The 17,677-nt window shown below is 70.0% G+C and carries 18 protein-coding genes and 2 tRNA genes; 16 read left to right on the plus strand and 4 right to left on the minus strand.

Features of this window, described 5'->3' with window-relative positions:
- Positions 1-208 precede the first annotated feature (208 nt).
- Positions 209-2,299 carry a hypothetical protein gene (locus ACFQ7F_RS39230; protein ID WP_383281963.1) on the minus strand — a complete coding sequence of 697 codons (2,091 nt, stop codon included), beginning with the start codon at positions 2,297-2,299 and terminating at the stop codon, positions 209-211.
- A 273-nt stretch (positions 2,300-2,572) separates the two neighbouring features.
- On the opposite strand from ACFQ7F_RS39230, the gene proB reads away from it, so the two are divergent.
- The 5 genes from proB (at position 2,573) to ACFQ7F_RS39255 (ending at position 7,595) form a co-directional block, all read left to right on the plus strand.
- Positions 2,573-3,700, plus strand: coding sequence for a glutamate 5-kinase (proB, locus tag ACFQ7F_RS39235; protein WP_383281966.1), 1,128 nt, complete (start codon positions 2,573-2,575; stop codon positions 3,698-3,700).
- Positions 3,701-3,916: 216 nt separating this feature from the next.
- Positions 3,917-4,399: a hypothetical protein gene (locus ACFQ7F_RS39240; RefSeq protein WP_383281969.1), complete on the plus strand. Its 483-nt coding sequence runs from the start codon at positions 3,917-3,919 to the stop codon at positions 4,397-4,399.
- A gap of 107 nt (positions 4,400-4,506) precedes the next feature.
- Entirely contained in the window at positions 4,507-5,808 is a 1,302-nt protein-coding gene (locus tag ACFQ7F_RS39245; protein ID WP_383281972.1) for a glutamate-5-semialdehyde dehydrogenase, read from the plus strand.
- A 65-nt stretch (positions 5,809-5,873) separates the two neighbouring features.
- Positions 5,874-6,452 (plus strand): hypothetical protein, encoded by a 579-nt coding sequence (locus ACFQ7F_RS39250; protein ID WP_383281975.1) that lies wholly within the window; start codon positions 5,874-5,876, stop codon positions 6,450-6,452.
- A gap of 66 nt (positions 6,453-6,518) precedes the next feature.
- A complete protein-coding gene (locus ACFQ7F_RS39255; protein WP_383281978.1) occupies positions 6,519-7,595 on the plus strand; it encodes a hypothetical protein in 1,077 nt (358 codons plus the stop codon).
- Between the two features lie 45 nt (positions 7,596-7,640).
- Here ACFQ7F_RS39255 and ACFQ7F_RS39260 read toward each other — a convergent pair whose 3' ends face one another.
- On the minus strand, positions 7,641-8,729 hold the full coding sequence (locus ACFQ7F_RS39260) for a M48 family metallopeptidase (RefSeq protein WP_383281981.1): 1,089 nt from the start codon (positions 8,727-8,729) through the stop codon (positions 7,641-7,643).
- A gap of 99 nt (positions 8,730-8,828) precedes the next feature.
- On the opposite strand from ACFQ7F_RS39260, the gene ACFQ7F_RS39265 reads away from it, so the two are divergent.
- The 7 genes from ACFQ7F_RS39265 (at position 8,829) to ACFQ7F_RS39295 (ending at position 13,218) form a co-directional block, all read left to right on the plus strand.
- Entirely contained in the window at positions 8,829-9,071 is a 243-nt protein-coding gene (locus ACFQ7F_RS39265) for a hypothetical protein (RefSeq protein WP_383282010.1), read from the plus strand.
- Between the two features lie 84 nt (positions 9,072-9,155).
- A complete protein-coding gene (locus ACFQ7F_RS39270) occupies positions 9,156-9,317 on the plus strand; it encodes a hypothetical protein (protein WP_383281984.1) in 162 nt (53 codons plus the stop codon).
- Between the two features lie 63 nt (positions 9,318-9,380).
- Positions 9,381-10,019: a nicotinate-nucleotide adenylyltransferase gene (gene nadD / locus ACFQ7F_RS39275; RefSeq protein ID WP_383281987.1), complete on the plus strand. Its 639-nt coding sequence runs from the start codon at positions 9,381-9,383 to the stop codon at positions 10,017-10,019.
- A gap of 16 nt (positions 10,020-10,035) precedes the next feature.
- Positions 10,036-11,748 carry an LCP family protein gene (locus ACFQ7F_RS39280; protein WP_383281990.1) on the plus strand — a complete coding sequence of 571 codons (1,713 nt, stop codon included), beginning with the start codon at positions 10,036-10,038 and terminating at the stop codon, positions 11,746-11,748.
- A 181-nt stretch (positions 11,749-11,929) separates the two neighbouring features.
- Positions 11,930-12,376 (plus strand): ribosome silencing factor, encoded by a 447-nt coding sequence (rsfS, locus tag ACFQ7F_RS39285; RefSeq protein ID WP_383281993.1) that lies wholly within the window; start codon positions 11,930-11,932, stop codon positions 12,374-12,376.
- Positions 12,373-13,014: a histidine phosphatase family protein gene (locus ACFQ7F_RS39290; RefSeq protein WP_383281995.1), complete on the plus strand. Its 642-nt coding sequence runs from the start codon at positions 12,373-12,375 to the stop codon at positions 13,012-13,014. Before rsfS ends, ACFQ7F_RS39290 begins: the two co-directional genes overlap by 4 nt.
- Positions 13,015-13,145: 131 nt before the next feature.
- Positions 13,146-13,218 (plus strand) — tRNA-Ala (locus ACFQ7F_RS39295).
- On the opposite strand, the gene ACFQ7F_RS39300 is transcribed toward ACFQ7F_RS39295, so the two are convergent.
- The gene (locus tag ACFQ7F_RS39300; protein WP_383281998.1) at positions 13,210-14,121 is read right to left on the minus strand and encodes a helix-turn-helix transcriptional regulator; all 912 of its coding nucleotides are present in this window, start codon (positions 14,119-14,121) and stop codon (positions 13,210-13,212) included. The two genes, ACFQ7F_RS39295 and ACFQ7F_RS39300, sit on opposite strands and share 9 nt — an antisense overlap.
- A 94-nt stretch (positions 14,122-14,215) precedes the next feature.
- Between ACFQ7F_RS39300 and ACFQ7F_RS39305 the strand changes: the two genes are divergently transcribed.
- The 3 genes from ACFQ7F_RS39305 to ACFQ7F_RS39315 all read left to right on the plus strand — a co-directional run bounded on the left by ACFQ7F_RS39305 (position 14,216) and on the right by ACFQ7F_RS39315 (position 16,236).
- Positions 14,216-15,718: an MFS transporter gene (locus ACFQ7F_RS39305; protein ID WP_383282001.1), complete on the plus strand. Its 1,503-nt coding sequence runs from the start codon at positions 14,216-14,218 to the stop codon at positions 15,716-15,718.
- Between the two features lie 86 nt (positions 15,719-15,804).
- A complete protein-coding gene (locus ACFQ7F_RS39310) occupies positions 15,805-15,999 on the plus strand; it encodes a hypothetical protein (RefSeq protein ID WP_383282004.1) in 195 nt (64 codons plus the stop codon).
- 3 nt (positions 16,000-16,002) lie between these two features.
- The gene (locus ACFQ7F_RS39315) at positions 16,003-16,236 is read left to right on the plus strand and encodes a hypothetical protein (RefSeq protein WP_016643127.1); all 234 of its coding nucleotides are present in this window, start codon (positions 16,003-16,005) and stop codon (positions 16,234-16,236) included.
- Here ACFQ7F_RS39315 and ACFQ7F_RS39320 read toward each other — a convergent pair.
- Positions 16,215-17,447: a glycosyltransferase 87 family protein gene (locus ACFQ7F_RS39320; protein ID WP_383282007.1), complete on the minus strand. Its 1,233-nt coding sequence runs from the start codon at positions 17,445-17,447 to the stop codon at positions 16,215-16,217. The two genes, ACFQ7F_RS39315 and ACFQ7F_RS39320, sit on opposite strands and share 22 nt — an antisense overlap.
- Positions 17,448-17,558: 111 nt before the next feature.
- On the opposite strand from ACFQ7F_RS39320, the gene ACFQ7F_RS39325 reads away from it, so the two are divergent.
- Positions 17,559-17,631, plus strand: a tRNA-Ala gene (locus tag ACFQ7F_RS39325).
- Positions 17,632-17,677: the final 46 nt, after the last annotated feature.

The following is a 17,677-nucleotide window of genomic DNA, read 5'->3' on the forward strand; positions in this document are numbered from 1 at the left end:
GACAGGTTCTCGGCTGGTTCGGGCGGGGGCGCCCCGGACCGCTGGACAGTGAGACGGGCCCCGGAGCTTTTGCTCCGGGGCCCTTCTCTTGTTCGTTCACCGTGCGGGTGCGTGGGGGCTTGTCGCGCAGTTCCCCGCGCCCCTTACGGGGCCTGTCGCGCCCACGCGGCGGAGCCGCAAATGTGACAGCCCCGCGCCCCTTACGGGGCTATGCCGTGACGGAGTCTTCCGCGCCGTTCTGCTCGGTCGGGTCGGACTCCATTTCCTCCGCCGCGTCCTCCGCGGCCCGCTGGCCGGGGATCTCCGCGTCGATGCGGGTCGCCATGCGCACCCGGCGCTCGTCGGCCTTGGCCGAGAGCGCGAGGGCCGCCTCGTTGAAGCGGACAAGGGAGGGCGGGTCCGAGGGGCCCAGGAGGTGCTCCTTGAGGGCCGCACGGGCCTCGGCGTGGGTGTCCTTCTCCGGGGAGTGGACGGCCTCCAGAAGGGCCGGGATGCCCTCGGCGGTCGGGGAGAGGATCGCCGCCGCGCTCACCGTCGGGAAGCCCGAGCGGAAGTCCGTCTCGGACATGCCGGACGTGTTGGCGACCGCGTAGGGCTTCTCACTCGTCAGCCAGTCGGAGACGACCGAGGAGACGTCGCTGATCAGCAGGTCCGCCTGGTTGAAGCAGGAGAAGATCGCGGGGCGCGCGGTGGTGATGATCTGGTGCTCCCACTCGGGGAACGACGCCCAGTACGCCGCCTCCCACGCGGCCGTCGCCTCGGCGACAGCCACCTGCTGGTCGCCGTCCGGCGTGCCCTGGAGCATCATGCGCTCCATCTCGTCCACGCTCTTGCGGAACGCGGTCGAGGTCAGCCGGTCCAACTCACCCGTGCGGAGCGCCAGTTCGGCCAAGGCGTCCTGACCGGGACGCTCGCCGGAACGCTTGACGGTGGCCTCGCGGATCATCGTCTTGATGCGCTCGTTGGCGGCGCCGGCGTTCGGGTCCTGAGAGCCGGTCATCGGGTGCGGCTTGTAGATGAGCCGCACGCCGGGGTCGGCGAGGAGGTGCCGGACGATGTTCTCGCCCGCGAGGGTCACCGACGTGTTGCCGGGGTTGCCGTCCCAGCCCTCCCAGGTGGGGGCGTACAGGACGGTCGTGAACGGACCCGTGGGGGCGCCCGTGGAGCGCAGGATCGGGGACAGCTGGGGGCGGCCGACCTCGACCACGTCCTTGTCCTCGACGCCGACGTCGGCGGCCTGGTAGCGGTCGCGTGCGGCGGGGCCCGCCACCCACACCTCGTCGTACGCCTTCGCGTACGGGTTGCAGGAGGACAGCTTGTCGCTCTCGCCGTGGTTGATGAAGGCGTGCTTGATCGTGGGGATCCGAAGGACCTGCGAGGTCTTCGCGGCATTAGCCGGGTGCAGCATCATCTTCAGCGTCGACGTCTCCAGGGAGAACATCGTCGCGACCTTCGGGAAGCAGATGATCGGGACGTCCGTCGCGTCGATCTTCTGCACCATGAACCGCTCACGCAGCACGATCAGCGGCTTGCCGTCGAGCTTGGAGAGTGTGGAGAGCCACATGTTCGCCTGGTACGCGGACGTGGCGCCGCCCGAGAAGTACATGGCGACGGACGGCTGGTAGTCGGCCAGCCAGTTGTCCAGCCACTCCATGACCTTCTGGTCGTTCTTCGCGCGCTTCTTGGGGAGCAGCCACGTGGCGAGGTAGATCGCGCCGATACCCATCAGGGCGATGGAGATCCCGAGGCCGATGCCGCCCCAGTACGCGTCCGTGGTGCCCGCGGTGGCCAGCAGACCGGCCGTGCCGGGGATCGAGAACGTGAGGAGGCGGTGGGCCTGGCGGCGCGAGAGGATCCGCGGCGGGGCCGCGGTCAGGTGCAGCTCTGACGCGTCGATGTTGCGCGTGACGATCGGCAGCTGGCGGGTGCGGCGCACCAGTATGGCGGTGGCCTGGCAGCCGAAGTGCAGGAAGTAGAAGGCAAGCAGCGAGATGGTCAGCGGCGACTGCTCGGCGAGCGGCTCGATGCCGTCGATGCGCAGCAGGCCGACCAGGATCAGCATGTCGCGCAGGAGCTGCCTGACGGTGACATCGAAACGGATCTTGCCAAGGAGGGAGAGGAGCCCCGGCTGCTTGTACTGCAGATAGACGTCGAGCGCGAGATTCGCCGCCGACGCGGCGATGAACACCGGTACGTACGGGATCAGCGCGCTGACGAGCTGGGCCGTGAAGAGCGCGAACATCGCGAACAGCGCGGTGAGCTGCACGATGCGGCGGGGTGCGAGTCCGGCAGAGGGCACGGGCTTGGGCTCCTGGCGGGGGATCGGATGGGGGGAGTCGAGGGAAAGCGGGGAAGTCGACCACTGACCGTATGACGTGCGGTGGCCCGGTAGCAATCTTCCGTGACGACAATCACCGGAAAAAGGGGCAAAGGTACTGAACCATCGGGCCGGTTTTCGCATCAGGGGGGTCGTAGGTCCGCCCCTCGAAATGCGGGGGCACCCCACCTGGGCACTCGCGTAGATTGGCTGGTCCGGCAGGGAATGGGATCTTCAGGATCATTGGGGAAAAGCGTGGCTGGGGCAAGGCAGGGCATCGCAGAGGCCCACAGGATCGTCGTCAAGGTCGGGTCCTCGTCCCTGACCACCGCGTCGGGAGGTCTGGACGCCGATCGCGTTGACGCGCTTGTCGATGTGCTCGCCAAGAGCCGCAGCGGCGGGGAGCGCGAGGTCGTGCTCGTCTCGTCCGGTGCCATCGCCGCCGGACTTTCGCCGCTCGGCCTGCGCAGGCGCCCCAAGGACCTCGCGAGGCAGCAGGCGGCCGCCAGCGTCGGCCAGGGGCTTCTCGTGGCCCGCTACACGGCTTCCTTCGCCCGCTACGGCGTACGCGTCGGGCAGGTACTCCTCACCTCCGACGACATGGCCCGCCGCGCCCACCACCGCAACGCGTCCCGCACCCTGGACCAGCTCCTGGCGATGGGCGCGCTGCCCGTCGTGAACGAGAATGACACCGTGGCGACGGACGAGATCCGCTTCGGCGACAACGACCGGCTCGCCGCCCTCGTCGCCCACCTCGTCCACGCCGACCTCCTCGTCCTGCTCTCCGACGTGGACGGCCTCTACGACGGCGACCCGGCCAAGCCGGGCAGCTCCCGGATCTCCGAGGTGACAGGACCCGCCGACATAGCGCACGTCCAGATCGGCAGCGCGGGCAAGGCGGGCGTCGGCACCGGCGGCATGGTCACCAAGGTCGAGGCCGCACGGATCGCGGCGGCGGCCGGGATCCCGGTCGTCCTGACCTCATCGAGCCACGCCGCCGACGCCCTCGCGGGCCGCGACACCGGGACGTACTTCCACCGCACGGGCCGACGCTCCGCCGACCGGCTCCTGTGGCTCCAGCACGCCTCCGAGCCGCAGGGCGCCCTCACGCTCGACGACGGGGCGGTGCGCGCGGTCGTCGAGGGGCGCAAATCGCTCCTTCCGGCGGGCATCGCGGCGGTCGAGGGCGACTTCGCCGCGGGGGACCCGGTCGAGCTGCGGGACACCGCGGGGCGCGCCGTGGCACGGGGTCTGGTGAACTTCGACGCCAAGGAGCTTCCCCAGCTCCTCGGCCGCTCCACGCGGGATCTCGCCCGGGAGCTCGGACCGGCGTACGAGCGGGAAGTCGTACACCGCGACGACCTGGCTCTCCTGCACGACTAGTCCGGCGCGGCACCTGTGGTCCGGCGCGGCACCTGTCACAGCCGCCTCATCCGTCCCCGGCCGAAAACAAGCGCGAACGCCGGGCGCCGACCGGCCCCTGCGAGGTGAAACTCCCCAAAACCGCCCCGCGGGGGCGCTTGGCCTGCTCAACTTTGTTCCAGACACTTCCGCACGACCATTGCGTATCCGCACCACCATTGCGTAGAGGAGGCCGTCGTGAGACGAGTGCGTTCGGGAGCGTCGTCCCGCACGTCGGCTGAGCGTTCCCTGACCAGCGTCGCCGCGGGGGCGACCTACACCGGTGACGTGCGAGCGGCGGGCGAGACGGACGAGAGCCAGGAGGGCGGGACGGTGGACGTGCCCCGTCTGTGGCACGTCACCCTGAGCGTCTCCGGCGGCGAAGCCCCGCTGAAAGAGGTCAGGCGGGGTCTCGAACAGCTCGCCCACGACCACCCCTTTCTGCTGACCAGCAGGTATGCACCCGATCACGCGGAGATCCGGTACTGGGAAGAGGCCCGCGACCTGCACGACGCGGCAGCGGTCGCGCTCCGGCTCTGGGGCGAGCACCGGCAGAGCGCGCAGCTCCCGCCGTGGGAGATCGTGGGGCTTGAAGTCATCGATCGCGACACGTACCACCACCGGATCGCGGAAGGGTACGGTCCGCTTCCAGCGACCCCGGTGGGCGTGCACCCCTTTTGAGCCGACGTGAGCGCGGTGGTCCCGGCCCCTGACGCTGTGGTCCCGGCTGTGGTCTCGGCTGTTGAAACGGCGGGTGGACCCTGCCCGCTCCCCATTACGCTGCGGTCATGACGTCCCTCACGCCTCCGTTCTCCGGCTTGCCGTACGACAACCTCTCGCCCGTCGCCCAGGCCGCCTACCGCGCCCGTGGCGCCGCCGCGACGCTCGCGCCGTTGCCGCGAGCCGCCAAGGACGACGCGCTCCTGGCGATCGCCGACGCCCTCGAGGTGCGCACCGCCGAGATCATCGAGGCCAACGGCAAGGACACCGCACGCGCCCGCGAGGCCGGGACGAGCGAGTCCGTCGTCGACCGTCTGACGCTCACCCCGGAGCGGGTCCGCGCCATCGCCGCCGACGTGCGCGACGTGGCCGCCCTGCCCGACCCCGTCGGCGAGGTCGTCCGCGGCTCGACCCTGCCCAACGGCATCGACCTGCGCCAGGTCCGCGTCCCGCTCGGCGTCGTCGGGATCATCTACGAGGCCCGTCCGAACGTCACCGTGGACGCCGCCGCGCTCTGCCTGAAGTCCGGCAACGCGGTGCTCCTGCGGGGCTCGTCATCGGCGTACGAATCGAACACGGCGCTCGTCCGCGTGCTGCGCGACGCCGTCCACGGAGCCGGGCTGCCCGCCGACGCCGTCCAGCTCGTCCCGGGCGAGAACCGTGACTCCGTGCGCGAGCTGATGCGTGCCCGCGGTCTCGTCGACGTCCTCATCCCGCGCGGCGGCGCCTCGCTGATCAAGACCGTCGTCGAGGAGTCCACCGTCCCGGTCATCGAGACCGGCACCGGCAACTGCCATGTGTACGTGGACGCCCACGCCGATATCGACATGGCCGTCGACATCCTCATCAACTCCAAGGCCCAGCGCCCCAGCGTCTGCAACGCCGCCGAGACGCTCCTGGTGCACGCGGACATCGCCGACGCCTTCCTGCCGCGCGCCCTGGACGCCCTGGCAGAGGCGGGGGTCACGGTGCACGCGGATGAGCGCCTCATCGCGTATGCCGACGCTTCGAAGGCCACCGTCGTGCCCGCGACCACGGAGGACTGGGAGACCGAGTACCTCTCGTACGACATCGCGGCGGGCATCGTCGACTCCCTGGAGCAGGCCGTCGAGCACATCCGCCTGTGGACATCCGGGCACACCGAGGCGATCGTCACCACCTCGCAGCAGGCCGCGCGCCGCTTCACCCAGCTCGTGGACTCCACGACGGTCGCCGTGAACGCCTCCACGCGCTTCACGGACGGCAGCCAGTTCGGCTTCGGCGCCGAGATCGGCATCTCCACGCAGAAGCTGCACGCCCGGGGCCCGATGGGACTCCCCGAGCTGACGTCGACGAAGTACATCGTCACCGGAGACGGCCACACCCGCTGAATTCCCGCACGTGCCAATTCCCGCACCGTCTGCCCAGATTGCCCCTTCCGGGCTACCCTGGAAGTGTGCCGGAGGACGTGGGGGGCACGCCGTCGTTCCCTGACGGCTGGGAGCCCGACGACGACCACGACCGCGGGGGTGCGGACGAAGAGTTCGCCTCCGTGGTCTTCGACGAGGACTTCGTCCAGTCCGCCAAAGTGCATGAACCCACCGCGGTGGAGCGGCTGTTGGCCGCCGCCCAGGCGCGCGCCGAGGCCAGCGAGGCCGAGAATCGCCGGGCCCGCACCCGGGGCCCGGGCCGCGACTCGCCGGAGGACGACCTCTACGACGAAGGCTTCGGCCCCGACGACGGCGGCGAGTTCGGTCACGACCCCGACCTCGACGACGTCTACGAACGGGAGTTCACCGAGGACGGGTACGGCCGCCAGGGCGGCTACGGAAGCCACAACCGCTGGCACCGCCCCGTCGCCTGGATGCTCGCCATCCTGATGGGCGTCGGCATGGTCGCACTCGCCTTCACCGCCGTCTACCGCGGCGCGTCGACGAGTCGGCAGGACCCGATACCGCCGCCCGTGTCCACAGAGCCGTCCGCCTCCGCGGAGTACGACCCGCCGCCGGTGTCCGCGGCGCCGCGCACCCCGTGAGAAGTTGTCAGAACTTGTCGTGTACCAGGGCGTTTACCTGACCGCGCGGAGACCTACCCTGAAGGTATGGGCGGGCAAGGAGAACCACCCGAGGGGACACCCGAGGGCGCTCCCGCCGGTGGTGAGGACGAGTATCGATCCGTCGTGTTCGACGAGTCGTTCGTCCGCGCCGCGCGGCTCCAGGAGTACTCCGCGCAGGAGCGCATGGACGATCACACACACGCGGTGCGCCGCCGTGCCGTGCGCCACCGGCACTTCTCCAAACAGGCCGTGATCCTCGTCCTGCTGATAGCCGTCGCCTTCGGCACGGCGATCTACATGGGCGTACGCCACCCGTACCAGACCCCGGTCGCACAGCGCCCCGAGCCGCTGCGGATGACGGTCATACCGCTCGCACCGCCCGGGCCCGTGCCCGGCGCCGAGAAGCCGGCCGAGCTGTACGCGCACAGCCCGGCCGCGCAGTTCCGGGTGGGCGCGTCGGGCATCAACCTCCCGTCGGCGCACCGCACACCGCACTTCTCGGACGGCCAGGTCATGTCCGCGCTGACCACCGCCAAGGACTACCTGGTCGAGTCATCGCTCGACCCGGACGTCCTCACCGGCGGCACCGTGCGCTCCGCGCGGATCCTGCTCGACCCGCAGCAGCTCGACCAGTTCGACGAGAGCTTCGCGCACCCGACGGCGGACGGGCGGCACGCGCCCACCGGCTGGCTGGTGCGCTTCGACCCGACGAAGACGGCCCTCGCCGCGCCCGGCATCCGGGTCCACGGCACGCTGCGCGTCACCGAGACGGACAAGAACACCCTCGAGGTGACCTCGGACCACACCTTCGTCTACGCGCTGCGTCCCGTCGGCAAGGACGCCAAGGGCGAGCACGCCAAGGCCTCGCTGTTCACCGTCCGCCGTGAGCTGCAGTTCCGCTTCGACCGCGACGACCTGCGGATGCACCAGGCCGAGCTGCTCGTGTCGTACATGCAGGCGGGCCCGCTCGCCTGTTCCGCCGACGCGGCGAACCAGCTGCGGCCGCTGCTCGCCGGACAGAAGGCGAAGGCGGGCGGCCCCGCGGGCACCGACCCGTACGCGACGGGCGCCGCCACGGCGCTGTGCGGCTCGCTGGCCGGGAGCGCCCAGCCTTCGCTCTGAGCGTTGCCTTCGCTCTGAGGGCTGCTTGTCGGGTTACTCGTCGGGCTACTTGTCCTCTGAGGGCGGGGCGCCGTTCTGTCCGGTGAACTTCCCGCGCAGCTTGCCGCCCAGGTCGCCCGCGCCGCCCGCGAGGTCGTTGACCAGCTTCATCAGCGGGTCCTTGCTGCCGCGTACGTCGTCCGCGTAGCTGGAGGCCGACTGGCGGAAGGAGTCCGACACCGAGGTGTCCTTGTCCTCGTCGCGGCGGGGGTAGTGGCCGTCCATGATCCGCTGGTAGTCGCGGGTCTCGGCCCACTTCTTCAGCTCGGCGGCGCGCACGGTGGTGAAGGGGTGCGTACGCGGCAGCACGTTCAGGATCTTCAGGACCGAGTCACGCAGGTCGCCCCCGGCCTCGTACTCCTTGGCCTGGTCAAGGAACGCGTCCACGTTCATCTCGTGCAGGTGGTTGCCGCCCGCGATCTTCATCAGGCCGCGCATCGACGCCTTGAGGTCCTGGCCCACCAGGAGCCCGGCGCGGTCCGCCGACAGCTCGGACTTGCGGAACCACTCGCGCAGGGCGGTCACGATCGTCATGATCGCCAGGTTGCCGAGCGGGATCCAGGCCACCTTGAGCGCGAGGCTGGTGAGGAAGAGCAGTATCGTCCGGTACACCGAGTGGCCGGAGAGCGCGTGGCCCACCTCGTGGCCGACGACCGCGCGCATCTCCTCCTCGTCGAGCAGCTCGACGAGCCCCGTGGTCACCACGATGATCGGCTCGTCGAGGCCGATGCACATCGCGTTCGGGTTCGGGTCCATGTTCACGTACATCGGCGGGACCTTCTCCAGGTCCAGGATGTAACAGGCGTCCCGCAGCATGGTGTTGAGGTGCGCGAACTGCGCGTCGGAGACCCGTACGGAGTCCGAGAGGAACAGGAGCCGCAGACTCCGCTCGGGGAGCAGCCCGCTGAGCGCCTTGAAGACGGTGTCGAAGCCGGTGAGCTTGCGCAGGGCCACCAGGGCCGAACGGTCCGCCGGGTGTTCGTACGCCCGTGACGAGATGCCGGGAAAGCGCCTGCGCTGCCTGCTCGGCACGTTCTCGTGGCCGCTGTTCTCCTGGCCACCGTCCTGCCGGCCGTGGTCGTTGTCGTCGGTCATGCCCCATCCCCCATGCTCGTCCAGTCATGCCCCCGAGGTGGGTCCCAGCCTAGGCGGAGATACCGTGACAGGGCAGCACAGCGAATGGAGTCGCCCGTCATGGCCGTCATGGAGCACAGCGCCGCCGCCCACCACTGGGCCACGGAGGCGGCCGCCCTGGCCGCCAAGGAGCAGGGTGCGGGCAATCTGCTGCGCATCGTGCTGATCGTCATGGTCGTCGGCTGCGTGCTCGGCGCGTGGTTCCTGTTGCGCGGCTACCGCCAGGGTGCGGACGCCGGGCGAGGGGGCGAAGGCCGTCCCGGCGGGGGCGAAGAGGATGACCACGCAGACCACAACAGCTGAGTCGGCGTGAGCTTGGCCGGTGCCCCCGCATACGATGGCCCGGAAGTCTTTGTCCCGCCCACCACCGGATAGGTCCTGCCGACGATGAGCCTCCACAGCACTGCCTCCCAGTTGGTCACTCTCGCCGCCGAAGGTGAGCACGGGGGCAACCACGAAAGCCTCAACCCTCTCTTCGTCGGTGGTGGCGCGTTCGTCGTGCTGCTGCTGCTCCTGTGGATCACCACGCGCTTCAACCGGGACCGCTGAGCGGTCTCACGGAACGGACGGCTGAAACAGAGCCCGTCGATCGGGCCGGTAGGGTCTGCACGCATGGGAGAGCAGGACATGCCTACCGGTCCCGGTACCGGCCCGGCCAGCAAGGGCAAACGCCGCCTGGGCGTCATGGGCGGAACGTTTGACCCGATCCACCACGGACACCTGGTGGCGGCCCAGGAGGTCGCCGCGCAGTTCCACCTCGACGAGGTGGTGTTCGTGCCGACCGGGCAGCCGTGGCAGAAGAGCGACAAGGTGGTGTCCCCGGCCGAGGACCGCTATCTGATGACGGTCATCGCGACGGCCGAGAACCCACAGTTCTCGGTGAGCCGTATCGACATCGACCGCGGCGGACCGACCTACACGACGGACACGCTGCGCGATCTGCGCACGCTCAATCCCGACACGGACCTCTTCTTCATCACCGGCGCCGACGCCCTCGGTCAGATCCTCACCTGGCGCTACACCGAAGAACTGTTCTCCCTGGCGCACTTCATCGGGGTCACCCGGCCCGGCCATACGCTGACCGACCCCGGGCTCCCGGAAGGCGGGGTCTCCCTTGTGGAGGTCCCGGCCCTCGCCATCTCGTCCACGGACTGCCGTGCACGGGTCGCCAAGGGAGACCCCGTCTGGTACCTGGTGCCGGACGGTGTGGTGCGTTATATCGACAAGCGCGAGCTGTACCGCGGCGATTGAGCCGAGAGGGGCACCGGTGAACGACCGACAGTACGACCCGTATGCGGGCGGCGACCCGTATGCGGGCGAGTACGCGGCTGATCAGTACCAGATCGTCGGGTACGACGAGTATGGGCAGCCGGTGTACCAGCAGGTACAGCCCTCGGCTTCGTACGACCAGTACGGGGCTCAGGCCCAGCAGCAACATCAGCAGCAGCAACAGCAGCCGCAGGGTTACGGCTACGACCCGTACGCGACCGGGCAGCAGCCCCCTGTCCCGTCGTACGACTCTTCGTACGACTCCGGTTCTTACGGCACGTACGACCAGCAGCAGGCCCAGCACCAGCAGCCCCAGCAGGCCCACCAGCAGGCCGCCCAGCAGACGCAGACCGGCTGGATCCCGCAGCAGTCGCGGCAGCCGGAGGCGGAGCCCGAGCCGGAGCCGGAGCCCGAGGCCCGGCGTGAGCCCGAGCGCCGCGATCCCGCGTACGAGACCCAGCAGTTCTCCTTCATCGAGGAGCCGGACGAAGAGTCCGAAGACGTCATCGACTGGCTGAAGTTCACCGAGAGCCGCACCGAGCGGCGCGAGGAGGCCAAGCGGCGCGGGCGTTCCCGGGTCGTCGCCCTCGTCGTGGTGCTCGCGCTCGTGATCGCGGGCGGCGTCGGCTACCTCTGGTACGCGGGCAAGCTGCCCGGCCTCTCGGACGACACGTCCGGCGACGCCGCCGCGGCGGCCGGACCGCAGAACCGCGACGTGATCGTCGTCCACCTGCACAACACCAAGGGCGGCGGCACCTCCACGGCGCTCCTGGTGAACAACACCACGACCAAGCGCGGCACCACCGTCCTGCTGCCCAACTCCCTCTCCGTGACGGACGACGACGGCGCCGGGACGACGCTCGGCAAGTCGGTCGACGACGACGGTTCGACCGGTACCCGCGAGTCGATCGACGGCCTGCTCGGTACCCAGGTCGAGGGCACGTGGCGGCTCGACACCCCCTACCTGAACAACCTCGTCGAGCTGGTCGGCAACGTCGACGTCGACACGGACGCCGACGTGCCGGACCCCAAGGCCAAGAAAGGCCAGGGGCCCCTCGTGAAGAAGGGCGAGCAGCAGACCCTGAGCGGCCCGATGGCCGTCGCGTACGCCACCTACCGCGCGTCGGGAGAGACCGAGACCGCACAGCTCGGCCGGTTCGGGCAGGTCATGCAGGCCGTCCTGCGGAAGCTGTCGTCCGACCCGCAGGCCGCGACGACCACGGTCCAGTCCCTTGCCCAGATCCTGGACCCGTCGCTCAAGGAGAAGGACCTCGGCGCCTTCCTCGCCAAGCTCGCCGACCGCGCGAAGGGCGGCGACTACTCCACGCAGACGCTCCCGGTGCAGCAGGACGGGACGCTCTCGGAGAAGGCGGGCGCGAACGTGGTCAAGGAGGTCCTCGGCGGCGCCGTCAAGAACCCGGAGAAGGGCGCGGCCGTACGGGTCGGCGTCAAGAACGCCTCCGGCACCAAGGGCGCCGGGCAGGAGGCGCGGATCTCGCTGGTCAACGGCGGCTACACCTTCGTCGACAGCGGCGCGGGTTCGACGGCCCAGACGGCATCGCAGGTCACGTACGCCGAAGCGGACAAGAAGACGCAGGCCACCGAGGTCGCCAAGACGCTCGGCCTGCCGGAGAGCGCGGTCCGCAAGGGCAAGACCGCGACGAACGCGGATGTGTCGGTCGTCCTCGGTCAGGACTACAAGGCGGGATGACGGAGCGGACCCCGGCCGGGAGCGTTCCTGGCCGGGGGTTTTCCGGGCCGCGAGCCTTCGGGGCCGGGGCTTTTCCGGCCGGGTGACGCAGCAGACAGGGTGATCCAGCGATCGTCGGGGATGGTGTCGGCGGTCCGTGAGACCCTTGGGGTGTCTTGACCACCTGAAGGAAAGCTCACCAGTGACCGCCACGGACCGCTCCATCGAGCTCATCAAGGCCGCCGCGCAGTCGGCAGCCGACAAGCTCGCGCACGACATCATCGCGTACGACGTCAGCGACGTGCTGTCGATCACGGACGCCTTCCTGCTCGCCTCCGCGCCCAACGACCGCCAGGTCAAGTCGATCGTCGACGAGATCGAGGAGCGGCTCAGCAAGGAGCTCGGCGTCAAGCCGGTGCGCCGCGAGGGCGACCGCGAAGCCCGCTGGGTCCTCCTGGACTACGTGGACATCGTGGTGCACGTCCAGCACAGCGAGGAGCGTGTCTTCTACGCTCTCGAGCGCCTGTGGAAGGACTGCCCCGAAATCGATCTCCCCGCGGACGCCGTCGCGACCCGCGGCAAGGCCGCCGAGCACGCCGAGCAGCGCGCCGAGGAGGAGGCAGCCGACCTGGACGGTGAGCTTCGGTGATCAGCCGCGGCTGCCGGATCATCCTGTGGCGGCATGGCCAGACGGCCTGGAACCTGGAGCGCCGCTTCCAGGGCTCCACGGACATCGAGCTGACCGAGACCGGTGTCTCGCAGGCCAAGCGTGCCGCCCGGCTGCTCGCCTCGCTGAAGCCGGACGCCATCGTGGCGTCCGACCTCAGTCGGGCGGCGGCCACCGCGGGTGAGCTCGCCGCTCTCACCGGCCTCGAGGTCACGCACGACGCGGGCCTCCAGGAGACGTACGCCGGTGAGTGGCAGGGCCTGACGCACGACGAGATCATCACGCGCTTCGGCGACCAGTACGACGCGTGGAAGCGCGGCGAATCGGTGCGCCGCGGCGGTGGCGAGCTCGAGACCGAGGTCGCCGACCGGGCCGCCCCGATCGTCCTTCGCCATGCCGAGAAGCTGCCGGAGAACGGCACGCTCGTGGTGGTCAGCCACGGCGGCACGATCCGCACCACCATCGGCCGCCTCCTCGGCCTGGAGTCCCACCACTGGGAGGGCCTCGGCGGGCTCTCCAACTGCTGCTGGTCCGTGCTCGGCCAGGGCGCGCGCGGCTGGCGTCTCCTCGAGCACAACGCCGGCACGCTGCCGGAGCCGGTGCTCGGCGACGACGATTAGCCCTGCACCGGGCGGGTGCGAGAGCCGCTGGTGGGAGGGCCTGAGAGGGCCCGTCACCCGGATTTCACATTCAGGCTCGGTGCAGGCTAAAGTTCTTCTTGTTCGCCCGCCGAGCGGGGGGAAGAACACGCGGGGCTATAGCTCAGTTGGTAGAGCGCCTGCATGGCATGCAGGAGGTCAGGAGTTCAATTCTCCTTAGCTCCACAATCCGGATCCCGTCCTCATCAGAGGGCGGGATCCTTCCGTTTCCGGTGGCCTGAGCCCGCGAAGCTCGGCCGCCCGCAGCCGGCTCACTTCGTCGTCGGGTGTGTACGCGACGATCCGGCACTCCGGCATGCCGTTGATGGACAGGGAGACCGACGTCATCCGCAGCTCTCCGACCGCCGCGTGCCGAAACGTCTTCACGCGCGGTCCGGGCGGCGCCACGTTCCCGCTCTCCCACAGCTCGGCGAAGTGCGCGCTCGAGGCGGAGAGGCGGCGTATGAAGTCCTCCCAGGCGGGCTCGCCCACATGCCGTCCGTACGAACTGCGCAGTGTCGCCACCATCACCGGCAGCTCCTCGTCGCGGAAGACCAGCGGGCAGACGGGATCGGGCACGATGAACAGCGTCCACAGCACGTTCGGCACGCGCAGGACCCTCACCTGCGGGATGAAGAAGAGGTCGCGGTAGGCGGGGTTGGTGGCGAGGATGTCGTACCGCGCGTTGTAGACCACGGCCGGATGCGGGTCGAGGGCATCGATGATGCCCTGGATCTCGGGGCCGACGGCCTCGGGGGAGACGGCCTCGCGGTCCGGGGCGTACGGAACCTCGGCCAGGTGGTACAGATGCTCGCGCTCCGGCTGATCGAGGCGGAGTGTGCGCGCCACGGCGTCCAGGACCTGTGCCGATGCGTTGATCGGGCGGCCCTGCTCGAGCCACGTGTACCAGGTGACGCCGACTCCGGAGAGCTGGGCGACCTCCTCGCGGCGCAGCCCGGGTGTGCGGCGGCGCAGGCCCGGCGGCATGCCCACGTCGGCAGGTGTCACCCTGGCTCTGCGGCTCCGCAGGAAGGTGGCGAGCTCGGGCCTTCGTCGCTGAGTCGTCCCCATCGTCGTCACGTCCCCCATCGTCGGTCCACGTCCCGGGCTTTGCCAGGTGCTGTCAGTACCAGCATCAGCGGGCTCTCGTTACCCGTACCAACTCGCCGTCACGCTCGGTGTCATGACAACGACCACCCCGTCCACCGCAGCGGATCCCGCTGATCCCGCTGATTCAAGTCCCTCATTCAGTAAAGCCCCCGGCACTGACAATCGCCCCGGGCGGATTCTCGCGGTCGTCATCGCCGCGCAGTTCATGGCACTGCTCGACGCCTTCATCGTCAATGTCGCAGCGCCCACCATCCGCGTCGAACTGGGCGCTTCCGGCGCCGGGTTGCAGCTGGTGATCGCCGGATACACCATCACGTACGCCGTGCTCCTGATCACCGGCGCGCGGCTCGGCGACCGCCTCGGCCACCGCCGCGTCTATCTCGCGGGCCTCGCGGTCTTCACCGCCGCCTCGCTCGCCTGCGGACTCAGCCAGGGCACGGGCGAGTTGATCGCCTTCAGGCTGCTGCAGGGCGTGGGCTCGGCGCTGCTCATCCCGCAGGTCCTCAGCCTGATCCAGCGCAACTTCACCGGCGAGGCGCGGACGAAGGCGCTCGGCGCCTACGCGGCCGTGCTCGCCGTCGGGGCAGCCGCAGGGCAGGTGCTCGGCGGAATCCTGGTCAGCGCCGACCTGTTCGGCACGGGATGGCGTCCGGTGTTCCTGGTGAACGTGCCGGTCGGCGTGGTCCTGCTGATGATGGCTCGGCGTGTGCTGCCGCGTGACGCCTCCCGGGAGCCGGGGGAGGTGCGGCGGGCTCAGGGGCGGCGGGCGCGTGGGCTCGATCTGCCGGGGCTCGTGCTGCTCGGCGCCACGGTCTCGCTGCTCACCGTGCCGCTGGTGCTCGGCCAGCAGGAGGGCTGGCCGCTGTGGTCCTGGCTCTCCATGGGCTCGGCGGTGGTTCTCTTCACCCTCTTCTGCGGATACGAGTCCCGGCTCGCCAGCGGCGGCGGCGCGCCGCTGATCGCGCCGCGGGTCCTGCGCATCCCCGGCATGGGCCTCGCGGTCTTCCGTATCGCCACGGTGATGGCGGTCAACGCGGGCTTCCTGTTCGTGCTCACGCTGCACGTCCAGGGCGGCCTCGGCTACAGCGCGCTGCGCGCCGGTCTGACGTTCGCGCCCACCGCCGTGGTCTTCGGCGCGGTCGGCCTGACCTGGCGGCACTGGCCGGCGGCGGCCCAACGGGCACTGATCCCCTGTGGGTTCGCGCTCACCGCGCTGTCGACGGTCGCGGTGGGTCTGCTCCTTCGGGACGGCGGGCAGGGCGGACTGTGGCTGTATGCGGCCTTCGTGGGCATCGGTGCGGGACTCTCCCTGGGGTTCAGCCCGACGCTCACCCGGGCGCTCTCCACGGTGCGGCCCGAGGACGCCGCGGATGCCAGCGGACTCCTCGCGACGGTCACTCAGATCGGCCAGCTGATCGGTGTCGCGGGATTTGGCGCACTTTTCCTCAACCGGCTTGAGTCACAAGGGGCTCCAGGGGCGTATTCATCCGCGGACGCCCTCCAGGTGTGCGCATATGCCCTGGCCGGAGCGGCGGCGCTGGGTGCCGTGTCCGGACTGGTACGGCTCCGTCGCTGACCGGGTCGCTCAGAGCGTGGCAGAATCGGACAGCCGGAAGGGGACCGCGCCAGACCACCGAATGTGACCCGACGGGAGGGAGAGCGATGCCTGCGAGCATCCTCGATGAGGCCGCCGGCCCCATCGCAGTGGCCGCGCCACGCCGCGCTGCCGCTCCCTTCGCGGCGATCACCCCCCATCTCACCTGTCCGTCCTGCGGTTCGTCCCATGTCGCCCAAGTGCTCGGCGACAACGGCGGTGTCTCGTACGTGTGCACGGCCTGCGGCCGCAGCTGGAGCTGATCGATGGGTGCACACAGGCGGAAGTGCGACTGGTGCGGCAGTGGTACGCCGATCGTCCGCGACATGGAACCGGTCAACCCGGACTATCAGTACTGGTGCGAGGAGTGCGCGCGGGCGCTGATCATAAAGGGCGACCCCATCGAGACGTACCGCGAGCTCGAAGGGGAGCCGATCTATGGACGGCTCCTCGACGAGCACTGCACGCTCAAGCGCTTCTATTCCTTCGCCACGGCCTGATCCCCGATCGGATCCGGCCTCCGATTCCTTGTGGCTCCTTGCAGCAGGAACGCGAAAGCGGTCCCTACGTAGAGGGCGGACAGCGTCATCTCGCCATAGTTCTGGTCAAGTTCAAGCCGCCCCACGCCGTGAGGAACCCACCACAGGGCGTATGAACAGAAGACGAGGACCGCGGCTCCGGTGGTCGCCCACCGGGCCCGGCCGCCCCGGCGCACCGCCTCCGTCCACAGGAGCAGCGCCATCGGTACGCACCACACCCAGTGGTGCGACCACGACACCGGGCTGACCAGGAGCGCCGTCACCGCGCAGGTCACCGCCGCCCGGGCGCGCTCTCCGCGCAGCGCCGCGCGCACCGCCACCGTGAGACCGAGCGCGCCGGCCACCGCAGCGGCCACCGCCCACCGGATGCCGGGCTCATCGGTGTGCAGAAGCCGCGCAAGGACCCCGCGCAGTGACTGGTTCGCGGTGTCCTCGGCGAGCCCGACCCGGCCCGCCTCGAAGATCATCCGGGTCCAGAAGCGCCAGGAGTCGTCCGGCAGGACGGTGGCCGCGAACAGCGTCGCACCGGCGAACGAGACGCCCGCCACGCACGCGTGGCGCACGGGAGCGCGCCAGTGCCCGCGCCGTGCGGCCTCGGCGGCGCCGGTCAGCAGCAGGAACACCGCGAAGAGCGCGGGCGTGAGTTTGATCGCCGCCGCGATGCCGATGCCCAGGCCCGCCCAGCGGTGGCCGGGGCGCCGCGACAGGTCCCACAGGACCAGGACGGCGAGCAGCAGATTGATCTGGCCGTAGCGCAGGGTCGTCCACACCGGCTCCGCCCAGACGGCGAGCGCGGACACCCACAGGGCGGTCTCCGTACGCGGAGCGGGTCCGATGAGGCGCAGCGAGAGATGTGCGAAGGCCACAAGGAGGAGCAGGTTCCCCAGGGTCGCCAGTGTGCGCATGTCCGCCGTGTCCAGGAGCGTCAGCGGGGTGAACAGCAGGGCCGCGAACGGTGGGTACGTGGTGGGCAGGTGGGCCTCGGTGGTGCGCAGTGCGTAGAGGTCGCCGCCCGCGCGCGCGGTCTCGCCCTCGGCCCGGTAGACCATCAAGTCGATCATCGAGACGTCCGCGGCGCGCTGCGCGAGCCAGAAGGCCGTGAAGGAGAGCAGGCACACCCCGGCTGCGAGGGGCATGCGGCGGCGGGCGCCGACAAGCGCGATCACGGTCACGAAGGCTGACAGTACCGGCCGTATCCGTACAGACCGGAAACGATTTGGTGGAGCACCCTGAGGACCGTGTAATGTTGGCGAAGCCGCCGGGGGAACCGGGCGGACAAGCAAGGGGCTATAGCTCAGTTGGTAGAGCGCCTGCATGGCATGCAGGAGGTCAGGAGTTCAATTCTCCTTAGCTCCACAGCAGATGAGAGCGGGCCACCGGTTTCGGGTGGCCCGCTTTCGTG

It is taken from the genome of Streptomyces sp. NPDC056486 (assembly GCF_042795295.1).
Taxonomy (GTDB): Bacteria; Actinomycetota; Actinomycetes; order Streptomycetales; family Streptomycetaceae; genus Streptomyces.